Source organism: Streptomyces sp. WZ.A104, from assembly GCF_002382885.1.
GTDB lineage: Bacteria > Actinomycetota > Actinomycetes > Streptomycetales > Streptomycetaceae > Streptomyces.
On the sequence record NZ_NWVL01000006.1, the window covers coordinates 109,818 to 130,626 of the forward strand.

The window sequence follows — 20,809 nt, forward strand, 5'->3', positions numbered from 1 at the left end:
ATAGGGGCTCGTACGGTGTTCGTCATCAGTGCAGCCTCAGCTGGGCGTCCTGCTCCTGCTGGCGGCGTGCGCTCGCGAACGCGCTGGCAGCGGCGGCTTCGGCGGCGCTGCCGATTCCGGCTCGGGTGCGCAGGACGCGGGTGAAGGCGATGGAGTCCGGGTCGTTGTCGGGGAGCCGGTCGGCGAGGAACTGCACGGTCGACCACAGGTAGGTGTCGTCGACTCCTCGCTCCGAAGCCGCCAGCACCTGACCCATGGCCTGCAGTCCCTCGCCGGATGCTGCGGCGAGCGCCAAGGCGACGTCGATGGAAGCGGAGTCCCCGTCGACCTTGCCGCTGTATTCGCGGGAGGTGATGAAGCGGACGCCCTTGTCGGCGTCTGCGACGAGGTTGCGCACCGAGGCCAGGTCGAGGGAGGACGCGAGCGCCTGCCACCGCAGCTCGGACTTCGCCTGGACCTGACGGCCGTAGAGCCTGATCCACCACAGGGCGAACCGGGTGCGGGCGTCGAAGGCTGCCAGAGGCTGCCGGTTGACCTCGACCGCCATGGCCTCTTGGACCGCGGCGCGCGCCAGCGGCAGGAACGTGTGGATGTCGACGGGCGCGCCCTTGGCGTCGAGGACTTCGCTGTAGCGGCCCACGACTTCCATGGCCGGGCCGGCGGCGGCCATCAGCATGTCCGCGGGTGCCAGGCCCCACCGCTCCCAGTCGGGGTAGCGCTGCTTGATCTCCGTCTTGATCTCCGCCTCGACGGCGCCCTTACGGCCGGCCGGGCGGCCCGCCGGAGCCGGGCGGCAGGCCATGGTCAGGGTCGTCTCGATGTTGGCCTTGCCCTGCTGGCCGCCGGACTCGGTGTTGGCCGGCCAGGAGCCGGTCATCACCAGTCCGGCTCGCTCGATCGAGTGCAGCAGCCGCTGCCACACCTCGGGTTCCCCGTGGCCGAAGACGATCGTGACCACACCGTCGTCCCGGACGACCTGCCGCATCTGGGCGAAGGCGTCGGCGATGAGGGTGTCGTAGTGCTCGCGGGTGCGGTGCTCGTCGGGGGCTTCGCCCCGTACCCGCTTGACGATGATCTCCTGGCTCTTGTCCTGGCAGCCGTGCGGATCGGCCGTGATCGCGAGTTCCGGCCAGGTGTTGTGCAGGCACCGCTTCGCCCACGTGTAGAAGAGGTCGGAGGCGTCCGCGTACGCGATCATCTGGTCGTACGGCGGGTCGGTGACGACCGCGGTGAAGGTACGGGGCGGGAAGGGCAGTGCGGTGGCGGTTCCCCGCTGTACGGAGGCCGGTGCACCGCGCAGGTCGGCGAACAGGTTGCGGCACGCGGCCAGCACGTTGCTCGCGATCGACTTCCATGTGCCGGGGCCGTCTCCGATGCCGGCCTCGAAGAAGTCGTGGGAGAAGGTGATCGACCCCTCGTTGACGAACAGGTCCCCGACCTGCGCACCGCCCTTGCTCTGGAACCGGGCGCCGCGTGTGGAGCGGCGCAGCTTCTTCACCACGACCGCGGTCGCATACCCGGTCAGGGCCCGCACGTAGTCCCGTGACATTCCGGCGGCGGTCAGTTCGTCGCCGAGCTCGTTGATGATGCGCGCGAGCCGTACGTACGACAGGGTCTGGCGGGTGACCATGAAGTCGCCGTAGGTCTTCGCCCCGTAGATGCTCGGGCCGATGATGTTGTTGTTGCCCGGTGCGATGCCTTCGTCCGGAACGGCTGGCAGGAACGGGCTGAACGCCGGCTCCGCGATCAGCGCCCGGTCGGCCGCTGCGACTGCCTCGCGTTCTGCGTCCGTGGGCTGGCGGAAGGTCTTCTGGCTCTTGGCGTCGGTGTCCGCAGCGAGGACCAGAGCGTCCTGACCTTGTTCCTCGTCCAGCAGGCGGCGGTGCACGGCGAGCGGGTGGACGTGGTTGCAGAACACGCAGATCGCGCTCTTGCCCGCTACCTTCTTGCCGTTCACCACGGCGTTGGTCAGCGTGGGCGTCCGGGTGGGCTTTCCGGGGGTCACGACCGCTTCCCACGTGCCGGAGGCCCGGTCCGCGTCGATGTAGAACGACACGGCGCCTCTGTCGCCACGGGCCGGCATCAGCTCGTAGGAGCCGATGAGCGGGAACCGGTGGTGGCATTCCTGGCAGGGGATCGTGACGGACCACAGATAGCCCCACGGCAGGGCGCCGTTGTGGCGGGGGTAGACGTCGCTCATGGCGGCCGCGTGCCGGGTCTGGATCTCCGCGAACAGCGATTCGAGATCGCCAAGCAGCCGGTCCGTACGGGACATCAGGAGGTGGTCGCGCTCTTCCCCGAAGGGAAGCTCGGGCTCCTCGCTCCAGTCCTCGAACGGCGCGGAGGTGAGCAGGTGGCTGGCGAGTACCGCGACCGGGCTGTAGTCGACGGCCGATGCCCGCACGCCCAGGCGCGCGGATTCCAGGGGGATCATGCCCCGGCCCGAGAACGGGTCGAGCGTGGTCGCGCCTTCGGGATTCGTCTTGGCGATCTCGGCCTGCAGGTCGCCCCATGCGGCGTAGCGGCCTGTCATCGCGTCCCGGACCAGATTCTGCAGCCGCGTCTGCTCCTCGGCGTCGTCGGGCCACGGCAGCAGCGAGCAGATGGTGGCGGCCTTGGCCTGAGCGGTGGGCCGCTTGGCGAACCACATGAACAGGGAGATCTCGCTGTTGCCGGACCCCCAGCCCTTGTCGCTGTTGGCCGACACCTCCGCGCTGGGAAACCATCGTTCGATCATCCTGGTCATGCGTTGCTCCCCGGTGCGTTCTTGAGGCTGCTGCCGGGGACGCGGAAGACCGCGCTCCCGGTCATGTCGTTGGCGAAAAGGGTGGCGGGGTCCTGGTAGGCGCCGAAGAAGCGGCCCCGGCCGTCGGCACACTGGTCGATGACGTAGAGCCAGTAGTCCTTGCGGTGCTGTGTGGCGATCAGGACCTCGTTGCCGGTCATCCGGATGCCGTCGCTGGCCGCGCTGCCCAGTACGCCCTTGACCTCGACGTGCCGGATCTGGCTGTTGCGGCGGGCTTCCAGGTCGTAGCCGCGGCTCTCGGTGTGGACGTCTTCCACGGTCCACCCGTCGTCTTCGAGGAGGTTCTGGACGTGCCGCATGGAGACCAGCTCGGCATCGATCTCCGCCTGGACTGTGACGTCGGCCGCGGCCAGGACACGGATCCGGCCGATCAGCTTGGGGTCGGTCAGCTGCACGTCCGCGAGCCGTTCGAGTTCGTCGAGCCGCTGGGCGGTCTGGGCCTGCAGCTGGCGCCGCAGCTCGACCCGCTTGGTCCGGTCGTCGATGTTCTCGGTAAGGCTCAGCGGCAGGTTGGTCAGGTCCCGGCGTGCCTGGGCGAACCAGTCGGCCCGTACCCGCCGGTGTTCGTTGACCGTGGCGGCGGCCACCTCGCGGGCCGTCGTGAGCGCATGCCCTTCGCGTGCGGGATGGGGCGCGGTCCCGTGCTGGCCGGTGGGCACCAGGTTGGCCAGGGTCTCCCACCGCACCGGACGGGCGTTGCCGCTGTCGTCGACCTTGACCAGGCTCGCCCAGATGCTGGCGCGCTTGCCGTCGCTCTCGGTCATGGTCGCCGTGTACGCGTACAGGTCGTACGGGGTGAGGCTGGTGGGATCGGCGGCGGCGCCGGACTGGTGCAGGTCCTCGGCCAGGGCGTGCTCGGCCATGCCGATCAGGTCGGCGAAGCCCGGCTCGCCGGGCCCGAGGGTGATGGTGTCGCCGACGTCGATGCTCTCCGCGGCTTCACGCACCGCGTCGCCGCTGGTGGCGATGTGGACCTCGCTCGCGTTGCCGAGCGTGGCCGGGAACCGTGCCCCGCCGGTCAGCGACAGTCGCCGGAATCCGGTGCCGGCGGCGGTAGGGGCCGATCGCAGCACGCCAGCGGCGGCGAGCCGATCGAGGTACGCCTCGACGATGGCGGGGTTGATCCGGGCGAACAGGTCGCGCTGGAGCAGGGTCAGCGCGGCGACCGCGTCGACCTGGCTGGCCAGGCGACGCTCGTTGTCGCGCACCTGCCGGGCCGCGCGGGTGAGTTCCTGTGCCTGGACGGCGCGGGCGGCGTCGATCGCCTGCTGCTTCTTGATCTCGTCGTTGCCGTACAGGTCGGACAGCCACTTGTCGTAGTCAATGCCCGTGATCTCGGCGACGGCCGACAGGCTGTCGAACATCTGCCCGCGCAGCTCGTTCGCAGCGGTGACGAAGTGGTCCAGCAGCCGCAGGAGCGTCTCGCCCTCGCGCGTATCGGTGGCGACCAGGTTGTACAGGTGGACGTCGCGGAGCTGACCGACGCGGTGGATGCGTCCCATGCGCTGCTCAAGGCGGACCAGGGACCAGGGGATGTCGTAGTTGACCAGCACGTGCGCGGCCTGCAGGTCGATGCCTTCGTTGCCGGCGTCGGTGGTGACGATGACCTGGAACTCGCCACGCATGAAGGCCCGGCGCACCTCGTCACGCTCGGCCTTGTTCTGCCGCCCGGAGTACAGGCGGGCGGTGAACCCCTCTGCTTCGAGGCGCCGGGCAATCCACTCGGCCGAGTCCGCGTACTCGGTGAACACCACGGCCTGCTCGCCGTTGCCCGGGAGGATTCCGTGCTTGGACAGGCAGTCCTCGGTCAGCCGCTTCCACTTCGACGGCGTCCACGCCGGGTTGCCGATCGTGGCATTGATCTGGTCCGCGAGGTTCTTGATCGCCGTCCGCTCGGCTCGCGTGGACGTCGAACCCGAGTGGATGACCTTGGCCTCGTCGATCTCCGCCTCGTCGCCCTGGTCGTCGCGGTCGGCGATGAGGGCCGCTTCAGCCTCGCTCATGGCGCCCATGTGGTCGTGGCGCCGGCGGAGCGTCTCGGCGAGCGCATGCAGACTGGACGCGGCCCGCTTGCCGTAGACCATGCGGGCGAGCGGCTGGGCCGAGGGCGCGAAGTACCGGTCGACCATGTCCAGCGCGGCCTGGTAGAAGCCGTACTCGGTCTGCGACAGGGCGACGCTGTGGTTGTGGGCGGTACGGCCCTTGAACAGGCGCGTCTTGCCGTCGTAGTCGACCAGGTCTTCCTTCATCCGGCGCAGGAAGTGGATCGGGCCGGGCCTAAGCGCACTGAGCTCGACGTTGGGATCGCTGCCCGGGTCCGGGTAGATCTCCGGGTCGACCAGATGCAGAAGGTGCCGGAAGAGCCACTCCTTGCCCCGATGCGGGGTCGCGGTCATCAGCAGAGCCCGCGGGGTGTTCTTGGCCAGCAGCCGGCCAACTTGATGGAACCCGGCCGCGGTCGGGGTCAGCCGGTGTGCCTCGTCGAAGACCACCAGGTCCCAGCCGGCCTTGTCCGGCCGGATCGCGTCCTGGACAGCGGGGTTGACCGCGGCCAGCTCCAGGGAGGTCACCCACAGGTCGTTGGAGTTCAGCGCGTTCTCACGGACGGTGGCCGAGGTGAGCTGTCGCAGCCCGCCGCCCAGCAGCCGCTCGAAGTCGTCCACCCACTTCGTGGCCAGGTTCGCCGGGCACACGATGATGGCGCGCTTGACCAGGCCCAGCCGCTGCATCTCCCGGATGTAGAGCCCGGCCATGATCGTCTTACCGGTGCCCGGTTCGTCGGCGAGCAGGAAACGCAGCAGCGGCTGCGGCAGCATCGCGCCGTACACGGCCGTGGTCTGGTGCGCGTACGGCTTCAGCGGCGTGGCCGCCATGGCACTCGACTCTGCGTTCGTGGCCGCCGCGTACATCCACTGAGTCCACATGGCGGCCAACACGCGAGCCGAGTCGGCCCGGCCGTCGCTCACCAGCGGACGTACCGTCTGGGTGTCACCGGCCGCCAGGTTCACCTCGTGCCGGCGGTCCTGGTCGTCGACGAGGATGAGGTCCCACGACCCCGGCTCATCACCCGGGAGGGCAAACCGGATCGTGGCGAACTCGGGCACTCCGGCTGCCCGGACCCGTACCCGCTGCCCGCGTTCGAACGTCACCTCGTGCTCCGGCTGCATGGTCATGCGCGGGTCCCATAGTTCGTCCGGATCCAGCGGGCCAACAGCGGATCGACCACGCGCCACCCCTCGTCCGTGTCCTCGATAAGCCCCGTGGCGACCAGGTGCGGGGCCGCCTTCTGCGCCGTGGTCTTGGGAAGCCCCAGGGTCCGCGATGCCCGGGCCGCCATGGGCGTGCCGTACTCGGCCACAGCCCGCAGTACCTTGCGCTGCCCCGCAGTGAGCCCGCTCATCGTGGCGCGGGCCTCCGCATCGACCTGTCGCAGGGCTACAGCGATCGCCGCATCGAGATCATCGGCGGTGGCCCGCTCGCCCGCAGAGACTTCCAGCCACAGCAGGTGGGCCAGCAGCATGGTCCTTTGAGGGTGTCCCTCGCCCACTGCCACGAGCCCGTCGATGACGCCGGAGACGTCTCGGTTTGCCGCGGCGAACCGGTCCTTGATCACTGTGCGGAGTTCCGCGGACGGCAGCCGGCCCAGCCGGAGCGTCCGCGCCTGCTCGACAGGGCGCCCCTCATCGTCCGGCGCGGCCGACAACATCCCCGGCCCGCCGCCGGCGAAGAGGTGGGAGACGGCGTGCCGCTCCTGCCACGCGTGCCGCCAGATCAGGGCCTGCGCACCCGGAACCCCGGCGACGGACTGGAACTCGTCCAGCACGATCAAGATCCGCCCGGGCCTGTGCTGAGCCAGTCGGGCGGGCAACTCCAGCAGCGCGTGCAGCGCCGGCTCCGGGTCGGTGTCGGGCCTGTCCGCCATGGCCAGCGCGAATCCGCCCCCGGAGATCGACACACCTGCCTGAGCGCTGCCGAGAATCTTGCCTGCCGCTGGCCGAAGCTCCTCGGGCGTGTGCTGGGCCCACGCCCGCTCCAGGCGAAGCACCAGGTCGGAGAGGCTGGCCACCTCGAAGAGGTCAGCGGTGACCACCATCAGGCCGGTCTTCTCGCCCTCGGACGCGATCTTGCGGATCAGACTCGTCTTGCCGAAACGCCGTGGCGCTACCAGGGTCATCAACTGGCTCTCGCGAGTCCACTCCCTGATCACGTCTGCTTCCGACCGCCGGTTGATCATGCAGTCAGGAGGGACTGGCCCGTCGAACTCGAACGGGCTCGCGGTGTCCCGCATCGTCGACTCCCAGAGGTGTGCCGCGGAGGCCTACAGAAGGTACGCCGACAGCGTACCCGTCCGGTACGCCGCCGGCGTACAGCTTCGGATGATCCGACGCATATCCGCCAGGCAGCGAGGCTCGTCGGCGGCGGCATCGACATCCCTCCCGCAGGCCCGAAGTTCAGGGCGGCCGCGCCCTCATCGGACACAGATGCGGTGTCGCCGTTAATTCGCGCCTCGCTCATATGTCCGAATCTCGCCCTACTGCCCTCTGCTGGACGCGGGTTAACTCAGACCTTCGCCCGGAACCGGGCGGTGGCGACCGAGAGGAGAGCGTCGATGGCCGACAGAGCGTCCACGCAGACGTCGGGGACCAGCCCCGCGCTTCTGATCGCGGTGGAGGAGCTGGCGACCGCGCACGACCGGAGCGAGTCCGAGCGGTCCGACATCACCAGCTCGCAGAACAGCGCGGGAGACGACGGTGAGAACCGTGACCTGAACCTCCCGAAGGAGTAAGGGATCCATGGAGCACCGGCTCGTCACCCACATCGAGAAGGCGCTCGGCTGGGACGGGCCGGGCTTCGTGGGGACCGCGTTCGCGCGCGGCCGTCTCACGGACCCGGACCTGCCCGCCCGCCTGCTGACCCCGCACAAGCTGCTGGACCTGATCAAGCGCCGTCACCTGGCCAACCCGCAACTGCGCTGCTACGCCGAGGGCGAGGAGATCCACCCGTCCACGTTCCTGTCCACCAACGTCAACCGGCGCAGACAGGCCGTGAGCCAGGCCGACATGGCGGCCCTCGGGCGGATCCTCAACGAGGGCGGCACCGTGGTGCTGGACCACGTGGACTTCTTCGACCCGACGCTGGAAGTCGCCTGCCGGGCCCTGGGCTGGTGGTCGGGCGAGCTGACCTCCGCCAACGCCTACCTCGCGGTCGGCGACACGGACGGATTCCATCTGCATTGGGACGACCACGAGGTCATCGCCGTGCAGTTGTCCGGCGAGAAGTCATGGGAGGTCCGCGGCCCGTCCCGGGCGGCACCGATGTACCGCGACGCGGAACGCAACCGTACGTCCTCCGAGGAAGTGCTGTGGAAGGGCACGATGCGAGCCGGCGACGTCATGCACATCCCCCGCGGCTTCTGGCACACCGCCACCCGCCTCGGCTCCGGAAGCGATGGCCACTCGCTGCACGTGACGTTCGGCTTCACCAAACGCACCGGCGTCACGTGGGTCAACTTCCTCTCCGACGCCGCCCGGGCCGACGAGGCGTTCCGCCGGGACCTGGAAGGCTCTGGCGAAACCGGACCCAAGGCATTGGCGGACAGGCTCAGCACGCTGGCCGCCGCCCACAGTCCGGAGCAGTACCTGGACGAACTGCGCTCCAGCACCCCGCCCGCACGCCACATGCCCCACGTGACCGCCTTCGGCCGGCCCGACGGCGTCGTGGCCGTCACCGAGTTCGCCCCCCGCATCGTCCGATCCGGCGACACGGTCCAGGTCGTCGGCGGAGGCAAGCGGCTGACCTTCCACGAGCGCGCGGAAGCGGGCCTTCGCACGCTCCTGTCGGGTCATCCGGTTCACCTCGACGGCGCCGACGAGGACACCACCACCCTGGCCGACCTGCTGATCACGGAGGGCCTGTGCGAGCCACTGACGGAGATGTCGTCCTCGGGCTATACCGGTCTGGTCACGCCCGTGACGTACTCGAAGCAGCCGCCGACCTCGGCGTAACGCGCCTCGACACCGCCTCGAACTACCTCCGCCACCGCTCCCACGAGGTACTGAACACGGTGGCCGGCGACCTCCTGCCGAAGTTCTCGGTCTCCACCAAGGTCGGGTACTTCCCCGGGGAACACTCCCTCGCCCCCTCCCGGCTGCGCGCTGCGGTCGAGCGGGCCACGAAGGACCTGGGCCGGGAACCGGAGGTCGTGTTCCTCCACAACCCCGAGCACTCCCATCCCGACGCCGAGACGATGGCGCGGGCGTGCACGGTCCTGGCCGACGCCGCACGAGCGGGGCTATGCGGCAGGTGGGGGGTATCGAGCTGGGACCCGCGTCCCCTCGTGAACCTCGACGTACCCCGTCCTGACGCCCTCATGATCCGGGCGGGACTGCTGGTGGGCGCCGACGTCCTCGAAGCGGCCGAAGCCCTGGTGACGCGGTGGCGGCCGGTGCGGGTGTGGGGGATGAGCCCCTTCGGTGGCAATACGACCGAGGCGGTGTGGGGAACGTTCGACCCGCGGATCTTCCTGCGGGACTCCCCGACGGCCACACCGGTCCAGGCGGTGTACCGCTCGGCCTTTCACCTGCCCTCGGTCGGCGCGGTCGCGGTCGGGACGGACAACGCCGACCACCTGCGCGAGCTGGTCGACGCCTTGGCGTACGAGGTCGATGACCAGGTCGTCCGGGAGTACAGGCGGCTCCTCCGGGCCCGTCGTCAGCAGCGCGGCTGAAGTTCCAGCACCACTCGCTCCGCCGTCTCCCGGGCGGCCCCCAGTCGGGGGTCGTCCGGGTCGGCGTAAGGGCCGAGGATCTTCGCCGCGACGAACAGCGTCATCAGCCGGCCATCTCGAGTCTCCAGATCGCAACGCCGCTCGCTGCGGACTCGGTCGGCGAGGGACGGGACCGCGAGGGACGCCCCCCACAGGATCGCCGCGTCCAGACCGCGCGGCGCCATGCCCCAGTCCTCCCAGTCGAACAGGCAGAAGACCGGCGCGGTCAGGTTCGCCCAGTTGAAATCGGCGTGAGCCGGACGCCACTCGCCCAGGGACGTATCGACGTCGGGGAAGACACCGCGAATCGTCCCCGTGACAAGCTCCTGCGTCAGGGTCTCCGTGTCCGGCGTCGCGATCCGGTTGGTGCGCTGCCCACCCAGAGCATCCAGGGAGGCGTTCAACGCGGCCCACCACTCCTGGGACAGCCGCGGTTCCTTGGTCAGCACCGCGCTGCCCACCGGCGTCCCAGGCAGCAGCTCCGTCTCGTCCGCCCGCCACATCACCGGCTCCACCTCGTCCCGCCACGCCATCCCGGCGAACCACGCCGGCTTCGCCACCTCGGACAGCGCCTCCGCGGACGCGATACCGTCCCCGCCTTGGACCCCGATCCGGTCCAGCCCGCGTCGCTCGACGCGCACCCACGTACCGCGGTCCGTACGCGCCCCCACCGAGCGACGCTTACGCACCACGCTCTCGCGGTCCAGACTCATCCCGAGCGACCGCTCGACACGGTCCAGCACGCCTTCCACAGGCTCTTTACGCAGATCCACCGAGCGCAGCGTCATATGTCCGAACGTACCAAGTCCCAGTAGAGGCAAGCCAAGTCCTCCACCGTGCTGCGCTGTTGGCGGCGTTCAGAGAACGGGTGGGGCGCTCGCTCTTCCCTCGTAGCCGATCTCGGCGGTAAACCGTCCTGGGCCTGGTGGCGCGCCGTGCGTGGAGCAGGACCGCACCCGCATTACCGGATGCCCGGCCCCTAACGTCGGGGAAGGCTCCTCGTCCGTGGACCGCGCACTCGACCTGCGGCAGCACACAGGGAACGCCACCGCCTACCGCGAGGCACTGCTCGCGGCCGTGCGCGAGGACCCACGGTAGGTCGACCACTGGGCTCACCTGACCAGGCCATGCGTTCGAGCGCACTGAGGCAGACGACTCCGCGTTGCCCAAGACCCTGGGCTTCCATCAGACGGCCGTCGCCGTTGCGGAGCGATCGCCGCCGGCGTTCCACGGCGTGCTGGCCTGGGGCGAACTGGACAACCTTCCCTTCCACCGGGCGTTGCACGGCGTGGCACTGACGTGGTGGCGGCTCGGCGACACGAAGAAGACGAAGCCGGTGTTCAGCAACAGCCTGTGGACCAACCCGGACGACAACCAGTGGCGTCCGCTACCTCATCGGACAGGTGGCCGCGGGCGTCCCATGGCATCACCGCACCGAGGCATAGGGCTCTGCGGATCCCGGCGAACAGCCTCCTCGCCGCCTCATGCGGTACGCGCAGCCGGTGCCGCCCGCTCCCCGGGGAGCGGGCGGCACCGGCACCGCGGCTGTCGGAGTCACCCGCTCAGGTACAACGCGTGTTCGCGCGAGAAGGTGTAAGTGTTCAGGTCAGGCCGCTGCCGCTCCCACACCAGCCACACCGTGCTGACGGTCGCCGACGTGCGGATGCCCGGGCGGATGCTCTTGCCGATCTCCGAGGCGAACTGATCGGACCGCGCGGCCAGCTCCGGGGTGTCGCTGTCGCGCGCGCCGTAGCCGCCGGACATGTGGCACCAGAAGTGCTCCTCGGCGGGCGGCAGGACCATCCCAGCCGCCTCCAGCCCCACGCGCACCCGGCGGTTGAGCTCTGCCGGGCCTTCCTCGGGCCAGATCTCCACGACCGCAGCCGACCCCGACGCCCGGGCCGGCCCGATCTCGATGTCGAACGGAGCCATCGGGTCCAGCTCCGCCTGAACTGAGCGGGCCGCTGCGGCAAGCTGCGCGTCGTCCACCCGGACGCCGTCGGAGTTGAGCTGCCGCACGGACTGGATCGTCATGTGCAGGTCCTCGTCCGCGATCGGCGTGATCACGTCCGGGAAGCGGGACACGACCTCCCGTATCCGGGCGAAGTAGGCCATGACCTGGGGCTGGTCTTGAGGAAGCCACAGGACGTGGGGCTTGACCCAGTCCTCATCCGGCCCACCCGGTGTGCCCCACAGTCGGCGCGGGCTCATGAATCTGCGCATGTCAATGCCTCCCTGGGACGTGCTGGTCTGGTCGCCTCGCATCGCCGACCGTCATGAGGCTCGCCCTGGCGAGGCCGCAGCGCGGTGGCACCGAGCCTTCCGAAGGCCACCGTGCGCTGCTCGCATGCGGCGCCGCCTCGCCTCGCTCGCGCGGGGCCGACCTGCGGTGATGGGGCGGCGTGCTCACGGCGTTTTTCCCGGCAGGCGGCTGCAGTCGATCGTGAGGGAGACGGCGCGGTGGTCGCTGAAGCCCCTCTCGACGGGCTCGTTGTGGACCTCGTACGACACCACGCCAGCGGCAAGGTCGGGGCTGAGCAGGAACAGGTCGTGACGCCGTTCGACGTCACCGGGCCCGAAGCCGCCCGTGGCCTGGTCGTCGCCCATCAGCTGGGCAGCGTCGACGAAGCCGGCGCTCTCCAGCAGGCCCGCCGCGTCACGGTTCGCCCGCCGTGTCCCCGCCGCCTCCGCTCCGGCACCGTGCCGGCCGAGCTCCAGCTGGGTGGCCCGGAGATGCGCTGGCAGCGCACTCCAGTCCGGCTCCGCGTGTCCCAGTCCGAGCATGTTGGCGTCGCCGAGCACCAGGGACAGCCGCCCGGGCGCGGCGAGGGTCTGCAGCGGCTCCACCTCAGCGAGGCGATGTCCGGGCGAGAAGGGGTCCAGGTGGATGTGGCGGATGCTCCAGACGGGCCCGCGCGCGTCGAGCCGGGCGTTGGCCCAGCCGAGTACGTGGTGGTACTTGTTCTGTTCGGCTCCCTGGCCGGTGATGCTCCACCGCGGTCCGGTCAGCAGGGCGGTGTGGAACCGATGGCCGGCGGTGGTGACGTTCGCCTTGGCCAGATACGCCGAGGTCATGCCCAGCTGTTCGCGGGCCTGGTGCAGGCGCCGGTCACCGAGCAGGTCCCAGAAGTTGCATTCCTGCAGGGCGTACAGGTCGGCGTCAAGGGACCTGAGGAACGGAGCGGCAGCGCGCCAGCGGGAGTCGTCGCCGAGACCGTCGTCGTCGCGGCCGCCGAACAGCGTGTTGAAGGAGACGATCCGGACCGTGGTCATGAGGCCCCCCGGTCCTGTGCGCGGCGACACGCCGAGCTGTCGAGCGGGGACGTGGCCTCGTACACCGGGGCGGGGATGCTGGTGAAGCAAAGCCTTCGTGTAGGGGCGATGGGCGGCGCGAAGCGTATGGTGCGCGGCAACGTGCGTCTCCTTCTTCGGACGAGTCGGATATTCGACCAGGTGTTCCTGGCCAGGTCAGGGAAGGTCACGACGCCCGTATCGGGCGGATGTCTGGCCCGTCATGAGCGCCCAGTACCGGTCGCCGTGGCTCCAGTGCCACCACTCGGTCTGATAGTTCACGAGGCCGGCAGCGGACAGGGCGGTGGCGAGAGTGGACCGGTTCGCCTGGGCGTGGCTGCTGATCGAGTCCGCGTGCGTGTAGCAGGCGCCGTCGGACTCCTCCGGGCTGGCGTTCACGCGTGTGCCCATGTCCAGCTCGTTCCCCTCGGCGTCCACGAGGGTGACGTCGACGGCGGCGCCGGCGCTGTGCGGTGCGATCTCCGGCGGGGACACGTACCGGCTGGCGGCCTGGTGCACCTGGTCTTGTGTCCAGGCCGGGTTCGCGGTGCGCAGCTCGTCCGCGTACTCCTCGAAGTAGCGCTGCTGAAGGTCGGGCGGCCGATAGCCCTCGATGAACAGCAGGCGCAGGTCGGCAGGTAGGAGCGACTGGGCATGAAGAAGCCGGTCGAGAACTCCGTGGCGGAGTTGAGCGAAGGCGCCCGCCGGGTCGGACCTGCGCTCGTCAATCAGCAGGGTCCCGCGGACGTCGACGAGCGGCTCGCCGCAGTCCACGACGGGGATGGCGGCCACGCGCGGGTCGCTCATCAGGATGACGGGACTGGCGGCATCTCGTGGGTTCGTGCTCAACAGGGCTCCTTGATTCGTCGGCAGCGAGCGGACCCCCGCGCCTCGCCGAGCGTGTCTCCTCGCCGGGCGGGGCGGTGGTGACGCCTGATCGGGTGAGGGGCGTCGGGCATGGGGTTCCTCGATTCGGCTGGTTCGCTTCGGGCGGTGCGTGGCTACCAGGCGATGGGGCCGCTGAGTTCGGTGACAGGCTGGCGACCGGCCCGGGGGATCCCGAGGAGGCCGCGGGCCTGGTGGACCGCCTGAAGCTGCTCGGCCGCGGGCGGCCCCCAGTCGAAGAACTCCACGGCCTGCTCCGGAGTGGCCAGGATCCGGACGTAGGTGCGACCGGTCGCCGGGTCAGCGGTGGTGGGACCGAGGCTCGTGAGGGCGGCGGCGTAGCGCACACGCGCGCAGGGCTCGCCGGGTTCGGACAGGTATCCGAGGTACCGGGTACGAGTCAGCTCAGCGGCGGCCTCCTCGCGCGCTTCGCGGATCAACGTGGTCTCTGGGTCTGCACGGTCCTCGGGTTCTGGAGTGCCGCCGGGCAGGCACGCTGCGCCGGTGTCCGGTTCGAGGAGCACGAGAACGCGCCCGTCCGGGGCGAAGGCCCAGGCCCAGGACTGGCGGACCGTGAGGCCGTCGGGAACGCGGCGGTTGTGGAAGCGGAGGTGGTGGCGGGCTCGGGCGGTACGCAGAACGCCGACCCGGTCCAGGACGGTGGGGGCGATGGGGAGCCCGTCCTCCAGGAACACGGGACCGGCGCCGTTGATGCGGGCGCGGCGTGCGGACAGGGCCCGGCGGGCGTCGTCCTGAGCCATCAGGGTGGGCAGGTCGGCGGGTTCGACGAACTCGATGCCGTCGATCTCGCCCGGGCGGGGCCGGATCGCCGCGATCTGGTCGTCGTCCCAGACACCGCCGTCGAAGACGTGCAGTAGCTCGCCGGGGAACTTCATGGCGGGGGGCGTTGTGCGGCCGGCGGGGGAGACCCAGTCGACGGCCAGCCCGCGGGTGACGGTCGCCGTGACGCCGAGCTCCTCTTCCAGCTCGCGGACGGCGCCCTTGGCGGGGGACTCGCCCGGATCGACGGCGCCGCCGGGCAGCAGGCGGGTGGGGCGGTAGGTCACGCGCTCGAGCAGGATCTGACCGCGCTGGTTGGTGATCAGCACGGAGGTGCCGGCCCACAGGGCGGCCGAGGCGCGCAGTGCCCCGTACGCCTCATCCCTCATCGCGACGCTGGGGCGTTCGTCGGGCGCGGAAGTCGTAGTCATGTCCTTATTTCTCCGGTCATGTCGTGGGGCGCCGGCTGTTACGGGGGATGGCCAGGGGCGTCGGCGAAGCCGCGAGCGCGCCGCGGTTTCGTGGACGGCCGGTCCGGGCCGACGATTCGTCAGGCGTTTTCAGAACGCTGTGCGTACGTCGCTGCGGGGGTCTCCCACGGGAATCCGTTCGCCGTAGAGTCCGGCTCGGGCGGAGCGCCTCCAGGGGCGGGCGTAGCGGACGGCCATGCTGATGTCTTCGTCCTGCGAGTCGAGCTCGATGTCAGCGATCGCCAGGGCGGGATGTCCGTTCGCGGGGCAGCGCGCCATCCACCGGCCGCCGGGTGCCACGATCCCGGACGGCGCCGTTGCGCTGAACTGGGCCGGGATGGCGTAGCCGAGCCAGTAGTTGTAGAGCGTTCCGTATGCCTGAGCGACACGGGCCCGGGGTGCGTCGTCGACCATCACCGACAGCAGGACGCAGTCGACGTTCAGGCGTTCGTAGTCGGCGAAGATCTCCGGGAAGTTGGCCTCGATGCACAGCGCGAAGCCGAACCGGATGCCGTCCACCTCGATGACCAGCGGCTGATATCCGGGGGAGTACAGGTAGGAGACCTCGGTATGCGACAGGAACCGCTTGTCGTACCTGGCGACCAACTCGCCGCGGTCGGAGACGACGAAGAGGCTGTTGTGGGGCCGGTTCGGCGGTGTAAGCGGGTGGAGCGACCCGAACACCGTCCACAGCCGCAGTTCCCCCGCCAGCGCGGCGATCGCCTCGGCCTCCTCGCGCAGGACGTCCCAAGCGGCACGGCTCCAGTCAGCCGGGACCAGCGTCCCGTCCGGTCCGGCCGCCATCACGTGCTTGCTCGGGTAGGTGAGCGCCCCCTCGCAGAACTGCACCAACCGCGCACCAGCCTCGGCGGCCTCGGCCATCAGACCCCGGATCTCCTGCCCGGCCGCCCGCAGGGTGCCTCGATCAGTGGGGTCTTCCGGCACCGTGCTCTGCGCGACCGCCAGCCTCAAGGTCCTGGCCGCACGGGGACGTTCATCGGGTGCAGAAGTCGTAGGCATCTCTCTCCGATCAGTGAGTGCTTGCTCGTGCGCGGTGAAGCGGTGGTTGGCCGGCACGGGGCCGGGCGTCAGACGGTCAGCCGGTCCGGGTCGCCCTTCGTGGGACCGGGGGAGAGCCGGGTGAAGTGCTCGGTCCGGATGATCTGCGCGCGGTCGTCTTCGGGGAGGCGGGCGAGGATGCCGGGCAAGGGCCGCTCGCGCGCGACCTCGCCGCGGTGCGCGAGGATCGCCCGCCACTTCACGTCGGCCCAGGGGGTGACGTCGACGCTGGTAGTGACGTACGAGTCCGGGACCGCAAGGACCTTCTTTCCCACCCCTTCGAGCAGCGGGCGGAGCAGGCCGACGCCGGACTCGGGGTGCGTGGCCGTGTACAGCGCGGCCGGCTGCCACGGGGGGCCCGCTTCGGGATGCAGGTGGGCAAGGCCGGCGGCTTCGACGGCGAGCAGGGTGATCTGATGGGTGCGTACGTGGTCGGGGTGGCCGGTCAGCTGGCCGAGGGCGTCGTGGGTGACCACGATGTCGGGGCGGAAGTCGCGGATGTGGGCGACGAGCCGGCCGATGACCTCGTCCACGGGGGCGTCGACGAGCCGGGGCCGACCGGGCGCGGCCTCGGCGTTGCGGGCGTCGTTGTAGCCGAGCAGGCGGGGGGCGCCGGCGCCCAGGACGGCCAGGGCGTCTGCAAGTTCGGGAGCTCTTCGGCTGTCGGGGGCCCAGGTGGCGGTGACGACGGCCGTGCGGGCCCCGGCGGCGTGATGTTGAGCGAGGACGCCCCCGGCGAGGAGGGACTCGTCGTCCGGATGGCCGAAGACGGCAAGCAGACTGGGCAGCACGGGGATCTCCAGGTCGGTCACAGTACGGGGACGGGCGTGCCGGTGAGGTGCTGGGCCCGGCGGGCGAGGTGGGGAGCGAGGTCGGGGTGGCCGCCGCGCCCGGCGACCTGGAGGAGCTGGGCGAGCGCCACCAGCTCCCCGGTCCGTCCCGAAGACGTGTCCAGGACGTGGGCGAACTCGTGGCGGATCCGGGCGGCCGTGGCCGGCCGGGTGAGGCTGTAGGCGTGGAGCAGCCCGACGTCGAACCCGACGGGAACCAGGCCCCATGACTCCCAGTCGAGGATGACCAGCGGCGGGCCGGTGAGGTTGGCCCAGTGCAGGTCACCGTGGCCCGTGGTCCAGGCGCTGACCTGGAAGGCGGGGATGCCCAGGAAGCTGGTGAGGTTCTTGTCGATCCACTGCTGTCGTACGGCCTGCCGGTCGGTCACGACGGTTGCGGTCGCCTCCAGCGCCAGGCGGAGGTCGGCCCACCAGGAGGACGGCAGATCGTGGTCCGCGGTGAGGACCGGGCCGCCGGTCTGGAGGGCGGGCAGCGGCACGTACTCGGACAGCTCCGCGCGGTAGGCGTGGCCGTGGGCGGACCATTCGAGCACGTCATGAAGCCGGGGCCTCGGCACGGCCTTAGGGAGCGCGTGGTGGGCCGTGGCCGTTCCCTCCCACAGGCGGAGGTTGCGCTTGTCCTGCGGCGCGCACACCAGGCGGAGCCACCACTGGCCGGCCCGGCGGCCAAGGGTACGGCCCTGCCAGCCCCACACACTTGGACCGGTGGCCGTCACCTTGAACGTCCGGGCTGCGGCCGCGTGGGCGCGGCGCATCCGGAACTGGTCATCGCGTTCGTGCGGCGGCACGAACACCGCCGTGGACGGGGAGCCGGCCGCGGGGCCGGCTGCCGGGCTCACGACCACACTCCGTGCGCTCGGCGAGGACGGGAAGGACAGGGGTCTCGGTCGCCCCTGACGGAGGCCGGGACGGTGCGGATGGTGACGGTCATGCCTGAGGTGCCTCCGGTGGTCGGGGCCGTGCGGGGACGGGGAGACGCAGGTGTTCGAGGGCCGCGTGCAGGGTCTGCTCGGGGGTGAAGGCGCTGGTGTCGATGACGTGGCCGCCCGCGTGCATCCAGCCGGTGGCGGCCTGCTCGTAGTCGGATGCGCGCCGGCGGCGGTAGGCGCGTACGGCTTCGCTGCGTACGGCGTCACCGGGGAACTCCCGGCTGACCGTGATCCGCTTCTGGAGGGCTGCCGGTTCGATGTGCACGACGAGGTGGTGGAAGTCGCCCACCTGGCGCAGTGGGGTGAAGATCTCCTCGGCGTGGTCGGGGTTGAGGACGGTCATCGGCACGATGACGGGGCCGCCCGTGTGCCGGAGCAGGCCGGCGACGAAGGCGCCGGTCAGCTGCCGCCACAGCGGAAGGTCCTGGTAGTCCCGGGGACGCAGGGCGTGTTCGGCGAGCGTGCTGCGCAGCAGGTCGCCCACGGCCTCCGGATCGGCGACCGTCGCGCCGGGCAGAGCGCGGCGCAGCCCGGCGGCGAGGGTGGTCTTGCCGCCGCCGAACGGCCCGTTCAGCCAGACGATCATGCGTCCCCCGCGGTCGCGGTGATCGTGTCGGTGGGCCGCGCGGGGGCCGGGAGGTGTCCGTGGCGGCCCCGCCACGTGAACACCAGCCGGGAGGATGCCTTGTCCAGGACGTCCCCGGTGGGCAGCAGATGGTCGGGCGTGCCGGCCGGGTGGACGGTCAGGATCGGGTCGGCGTGCTTGTCGTTGTCGTCGGCGCGGATGTGGCGGTCCCAGGCCCGTACCGTGGCCGCGAGCTGCTCGGCGAGCTCGGGACCCTGCTCGCCGAACGCGTGGACGGTCCATTCCCACTGCTTGTCCTCGGGGCGGTCACCGTCCTTGGTCTGGATGTGGATCAGGTAGGCGAGCGAGGCGTCGCCGACGATCGCGGGTGCGTCGCGGTCCTTCGCGATGCCGGTCACGCCCTCGGTCGGGTCCTGGTGGGCGACCAGGCGGCAGAAGTCGGGCAGGGTGGTGGCCGCGTACAGCTGTAGGGAGCCGAAGTAGGAGTTCGCCCCGGTCATGGTCACGCCGGTGGTGACCTCGTGCCGCGGCCCGCGCAAGGCCTTCTCCAGGCCATCCGTGTCGGCGGTGGCGCCGTCGTCGAAGCGCAGCGTCAGCGCGCCGTCGAGCAAGGGGACGACCGGGGCGGGGCGGGCCTGCTGGCCCTGGTCGCGGACGAAGCCGCAGTAGGTGAAGTGGCGGGCGTGGAGCACCTCGCCGCGCCGCTCGAACGTGACCGCCCGGGTGTAGCCGCCCATCTCCAGCGGCAGGACCAGGCGCCCGCCTTCGGCCAGCTGCTCGCGCCAGGCCGGAGCGATGTCCCAGCAGTTGTAGGTGATCATGCCGGCGTCGAATCCGCCACGGGGCAGGAGGCGGGCGGGGGCGCCGAGGGCGGCATCGGCCTCGACGGCGGTGACCCGTCCGCTGCCGGCCTCCGTGAGGAAGGCGCGGGTACGGCGTACGACCCACGGGTCGATGTCCACCGTGACCACCCGACCGGCACTCGCGACGTGGGCGATCAGCTCGGCGTTGTAGCCGCCGGAGCCCGCCTCGAACACGACCGCACCCGGCTCAAGACGCAGGTGCTCGATCATGTCGGCCTGGAGCCAGGCCGCGGACACTGAGCTGATCGCCGTCCCCGTCTCGTCGCGGCGGGTGACGACGGCCCGGTCCCCGCCGTCGTACGCGGCCTCAAGGTTCACCTCCGGGGCGAAACGGTGGCGCGGCACGGTCCGCAGCGCCCGCTGGACCGGCTCGGACGGGGCCCAGCCGCCGTCGATCACCGTCTGGGCCATCGCCCGGCGCAGCCGGACCGCCTCGGCCGGCTCACCCGGCACGGGCGGCCGGTCGACGGCCAAGGGGTAGGAGACCACGGGCTGCAGATCGGGAATGACGCCAGGCCATACGGCATCCAGCGCGGACGCGGCAGGGACGAACACGTCCCCGGCGCAGGCCAGAGCGTGAAGGTCGAAGAACTCCCAGCGCGCGAACTTGTCCTCCTCCGGGTTGGTCAGGGTTCCCGTCCACGCGGTGATGCGGACGACTGCAGTGAGCCGCGGAGTGCCGTGGCTGTCGTCGACCAGCATCGACACCACGTGCGCTTCGGCCGGGTCGGCGATCAGGCCGGTCTCCTCGGCAAGTTCGCGGACCGCCGCAGCGGCGAAATCCTCCGGGCCGCGGGTCTTGCCGGGCAGTTCGAGCATGCCGCGCCGGGAGCGGCCGAGCAGGACCCGCCCGGCGTCGTCAGTGACGACGGCCAGCCCGCCGGTCAGAGCGTGGGTGGTGGTCGGCCGCTTCTCGACGGCCCGGGTGCCGGTGTGGCAGGGGCCGCGCAGGACCAGGAACGCCAAGCCGTCCGCGTCCAGCCGCTCCACCCTCTCCCAACCGACGCCGACCAAGGCGATCTCGTCCTCATCGAGAGCGATGCCACGCCGCTCCTCGGGCGTGTTCTGCGCCACCGGGGTGATGATGACGAGCGCGCCACCGCGGCGCAGCCGCTCACCCAGCGCGTGAACCACGCGACCCCTGTCTTTCAGAAAGGGGTACATCAGGCGCATCACGACCAGGTCGTACCCTCCCTCGTGCAGCGGGGCCAGGTCGTCGCGCTCGATGTCCAGGCCCAGCCAGCGCACGCCCTCGACATCGGCGTGCTCCTCGCGGGCCCGGGCGATCGCACTCTCCGCGAAGTCGACCGCGTCCACGCAGTAGCCGAGACCGGCGAGGTAGACGGCCAGCTCCCCGGTACCGCAGCCCACCTCCAGCGCCCGCCCGCCGCCGTGGGGGACGGGGGTGTGCTCGGCGAGGAGTGCCCGCTCGAGCCCGCCGAGCTGCCGGAAGTTCTTGCCGTCGCTGTAGTGCTGCTCCCACTCATCGTGGGCGGTGTACGTCAACGTGCTGCTCCTCGTAC

General features: G+C 70.7%; 16 protein-coding genes. 3 read left to right on the top strand and 13 right to left on the bottom strand.

What is annotated here, in order from left to right:
• Positions 1-25: 25 nt before the first annotated feature.
• Genes CIB93_RS04975 through CIB93_RS04985 form a run of 3 tightly spaced genes read right to left on the bottom strand, consistent with a single transcriptional unit; the run spans position 26 to position 7,094 of the window.
• Positions 26-2,746, bottom strand: a complete 2,721-nt coding sequence (locus CIB93_RS04975) for a DUF1156 domain-containing protein (protein WP_096624441.1) — start codon at positions 2,744-2,746, stop codon at positions 26-28.
• On the bottom strand, positions 2,743-5,979 hold the full coding sequence (locus CIB93_RS04980) for a helicase-related protein (protein WP_257002021.1): 3,237 nt from the start codon (positions 5,977-5,979) through the stop codon (positions 2,743-2,745). The genes CIB93_RS04975 and CIB93_RS04980 overlap by 4 nt, the downstream gene beginning before the upstream one ends.
• The gene (locus tag CIB93_RS04985) at positions 5,976-7,094 is read right to left on the bottom strand and encodes a helix-turn-helix domain-containing protein (RefSeq protein ID WP_096624443.1); all 1,119 of its coding nucleotides are present in this window, start codon (positions 7,092-7,094) and stop codon (positions 5,976-5,978) included. Before CIB93_RS04985 ends, CIB93_RS04980 begins: the two co-directional genes overlap by 4 nt.
• Before the next feature lie 321 nt (positions 7,095-7,415).
• On the opposite strand from CIB93_RS04985, the gene CIB93_RS37700 reads away from it, so the two are divergent.
• Genes CIB93_RS37700 through CIB93_RS04995 form a run of 3 tightly spaced genes read left to right on the top strand, consistent with a single transcriptional unit; the run spans position 7,416 to position 9,533 of the window.
• The gene (locus CIB93_RS37700; protein WP_179499972.1) at positions 7,416-7,592 is read left to right on the top strand and encodes a hypothetical protein; all 177 of its coding nucleotides are present in this window, start codon (positions 7,416-7,418) and stop codon (positions 7,590-7,592) included.
• Positions 7,593-7,599: 7 nt separating this feature from the next.
• Positions 7,600-8,811, top strand: coding sequence for a JmjC domain-containing protein (locus tag CIB93_RS04990; protein WP_096624445.1), 1,212 nt, complete (start codon positions 7,600-7,602; stop codon positions 8,809-8,811).
• The gene (locus CIB93_RS04995) at positions 8,721-9,533 is read left to right on the top strand and encodes an aldo/keto reductase (RefSeq protein WP_096624447.1); all 813 of its coding nucleotides are present in this window, start codon (positions 8,721-8,723) and stop codon (positions 9,531-9,533) included. Before CIB93_RS04990 ends, CIB93_RS04995 begins: the two co-directional genes overlap by 91 nt.
• Here CIB93_RS04995 and CIB93_RS05000 read toward each other — a convergent pair.
• The 10 genes from CIB93_RS05000 to fxlM form a co-directional block, all read right to left on the bottom strand.
• Complete coding sequence (locus CIB93_RS05000) at positions 9,518-10,360, bottom strand: hypothetical protein (RefSeq protein ID WP_179499973.1); 843 nt, start codon at positions 10,358-10,360, stop codon at positions 9,518-9,520. The genes CIB93_RS04995 and CIB93_RS05000 overlap by 16 nt on opposite strands.
• 766 nt (positions 10,361-11,126) lie before the next feature.
• Positions 11,127-11,795 carry a hypothetical protein gene (locus CIB93_RS05005; protein ID WP_257002022.1) on the bottom strand — a complete coding sequence of 223 codons (669 nt, stop codon included), beginning with the start codon at positions 11,793-11,795 and terminating at the stop codon, positions 11,127-11,129.
• 183 nt (positions 11,796-11,978) lie between these two features.
• Complete coding sequence (locus CIB93_RS05010; RefSeq protein ID WP_096624449.1) at positions 11,979-12,845, bottom strand: endonuclease/exonuclease/phosphatase family protein; 867 nt, start codon at positions 12,843-12,845, stop codon at positions 11,979-11,981.
• A 195-nt stretch (positions 12,846-13,040) separates the two neighbouring features.
• Positions 13,041-13,670, bottom strand: a complete 630-nt coding sequence (locus tag CIB93_RS05015) for a M15 family metallopeptidase (protein ID WP_096624451.1) — start codon at positions 13,668-13,670, stop codon at positions 13,041-13,043.
• 194 nt (positions 13,671-13,864) lie between these two features.
• Positions 13,865-14,959, bottom strand: coding sequence for an NUDIX hydrolase (locus CIB93_RS05020; RefSeq protein WP_096624453.1), 1,095 nt, complete (start codon positions 14,957-14,959; stop codon positions 13,865-13,867).
• A 129-nt stretch (positions 14,960-15,088) separates the two neighbouring features.
• The gene (locus CIB93_RS05025; protein WP_257002023.1) at positions 15,089-15,970 is read right to left on the bottom strand and encodes a carbon-nitrogen hydrolase family protein; all 882 of its coding nucleotides are present in this window, start codon (positions 15,968-15,970) and stop codon (positions 15,089-15,091) included.
• A 116-nt stretch (positions 15,971-16,086) separates the two neighbouring features.
• Entirely contained in the window at positions 16,087-16,854 is a 768-nt protein-coding gene (locus CIB93_RS05030; protein WP_373558712.1) for a PIG-L deacetylase family protein, read from the bottom strand.
• A gap of 11 nt (positions 16,855-16,865) precedes the next feature.
• The gene (locus CIB93_RS05035) at positions 16,866-17,747 is read right to left on the bottom strand and encodes a hypothetical protein (protein WP_096624457.1); all 882 of its coding nucleotides are present in this window, start codon (positions 17,745-17,747) and stop codon (positions 16,866-16,868) included.
• A gap of 88 nt (positions 17,748-17,835) precedes the next feature.
• Positions 17,836-18,423 (bottom strand): AAA family ATPase, encoded by a 588-nt coding sequence (locus CIB93_RS05040; RefSeq protein ID WP_096624459.1) that lies wholly within the window; start codon positions 18,421-18,423, stop codon positions 17,836-17,838.
• Complete coding sequence (fxlM, locus tag CIB93_RS05045) at positions 18,420-20,792, bottom strand: methyltransferase, FxLD system (protein ID WP_096624461.1); 2,373 nt, start codon at positions 20,790-20,792, stop codon at positions 18,420-18,422. The genes CIB93_RS05040 and fxlM overlap by 4 nt, the downstream gene beginning before the upstream one ends.
• Positions 20,793-20,809: the final 17 nt, after the last annotated feature.

Coding starts and splice junctions, on each gene's coding strand:
- CIB93_RS04975 (WP_096624441.1), bottom strand. CDS start 2,746: ATGACCAGGATGATCGAACGATGGTTTCCCAGCGCGGAGGTGTCGGCC.
- CIB93_RS04980 (WP_257002021.1), bottom strand. CDS start 5,979: ATGACCATGCAGCCGGAGCACGAGGTGACGTTCGAACGCGGGCAGCGG.
- CIB93_RS04985 (WP_096624443.1), bottom strand. CDS start 7,094: ATGCGGGACACCGCGAGCCCGTTCGAGTTCGACGGGCCAGTCCCTCCT.
- CIB93_RS37700 (WP_179499972.1), top strand. CDS start 7,416: ATGGCCGACAGAGCGTCCACGCAGACGTCGGGGACCAGCCCCGCGCTT.
- CIB93_RS04990 (WP_096624445.1), top strand. CDS start 7,600: ATGGAGCACCGGCTCGTCACCCACATCGAGAAGGCGCTCGGCTGGGAC.
- CIB93_RS05000 (WP_179499973.1), bottom strand. CDS start 10,360: ATGACGCTGCGCTCGGTGGATCTGCGTAAAGAGCCTGTGGAAGGCGTG.
- CIB93_RS05005 (WP_257002022.1), bottom strand. CDS start 11,795: ATGCGCAGATTCATGAGCCCGCGCCGACTGTGGGGCACACCGGGTGGG.
- CIB93_RS05010 (WP_096624449.1), bottom strand. CDS start 12,845: ATGACCACGGTCCGGATCGTCTCCTTCAACACGCTGTTCGGCGGCCGC.
- CIB93_RS05015 (WP_096624451.1), bottom strand. CDS start 13,670: ATGAGCGACCCGCGCGTGGCCGCCATCCCCGTCGTGGACTGCGGCGAG.
- CIB93_RS05020 (WP_096624453.1), bottom strand. CDS start 14,959: ATGACTACGACTTCCGCGCCCGACGAACGCCCCAGCGTCGCGATGAGG.
- CIB93_RS05040 (WP_096624459.1), bottom strand. CDS start 18,423: ATGATCGTCTGGCTGAACGGGCCGTTCGGCGGCGGCAAGACCACCCTC.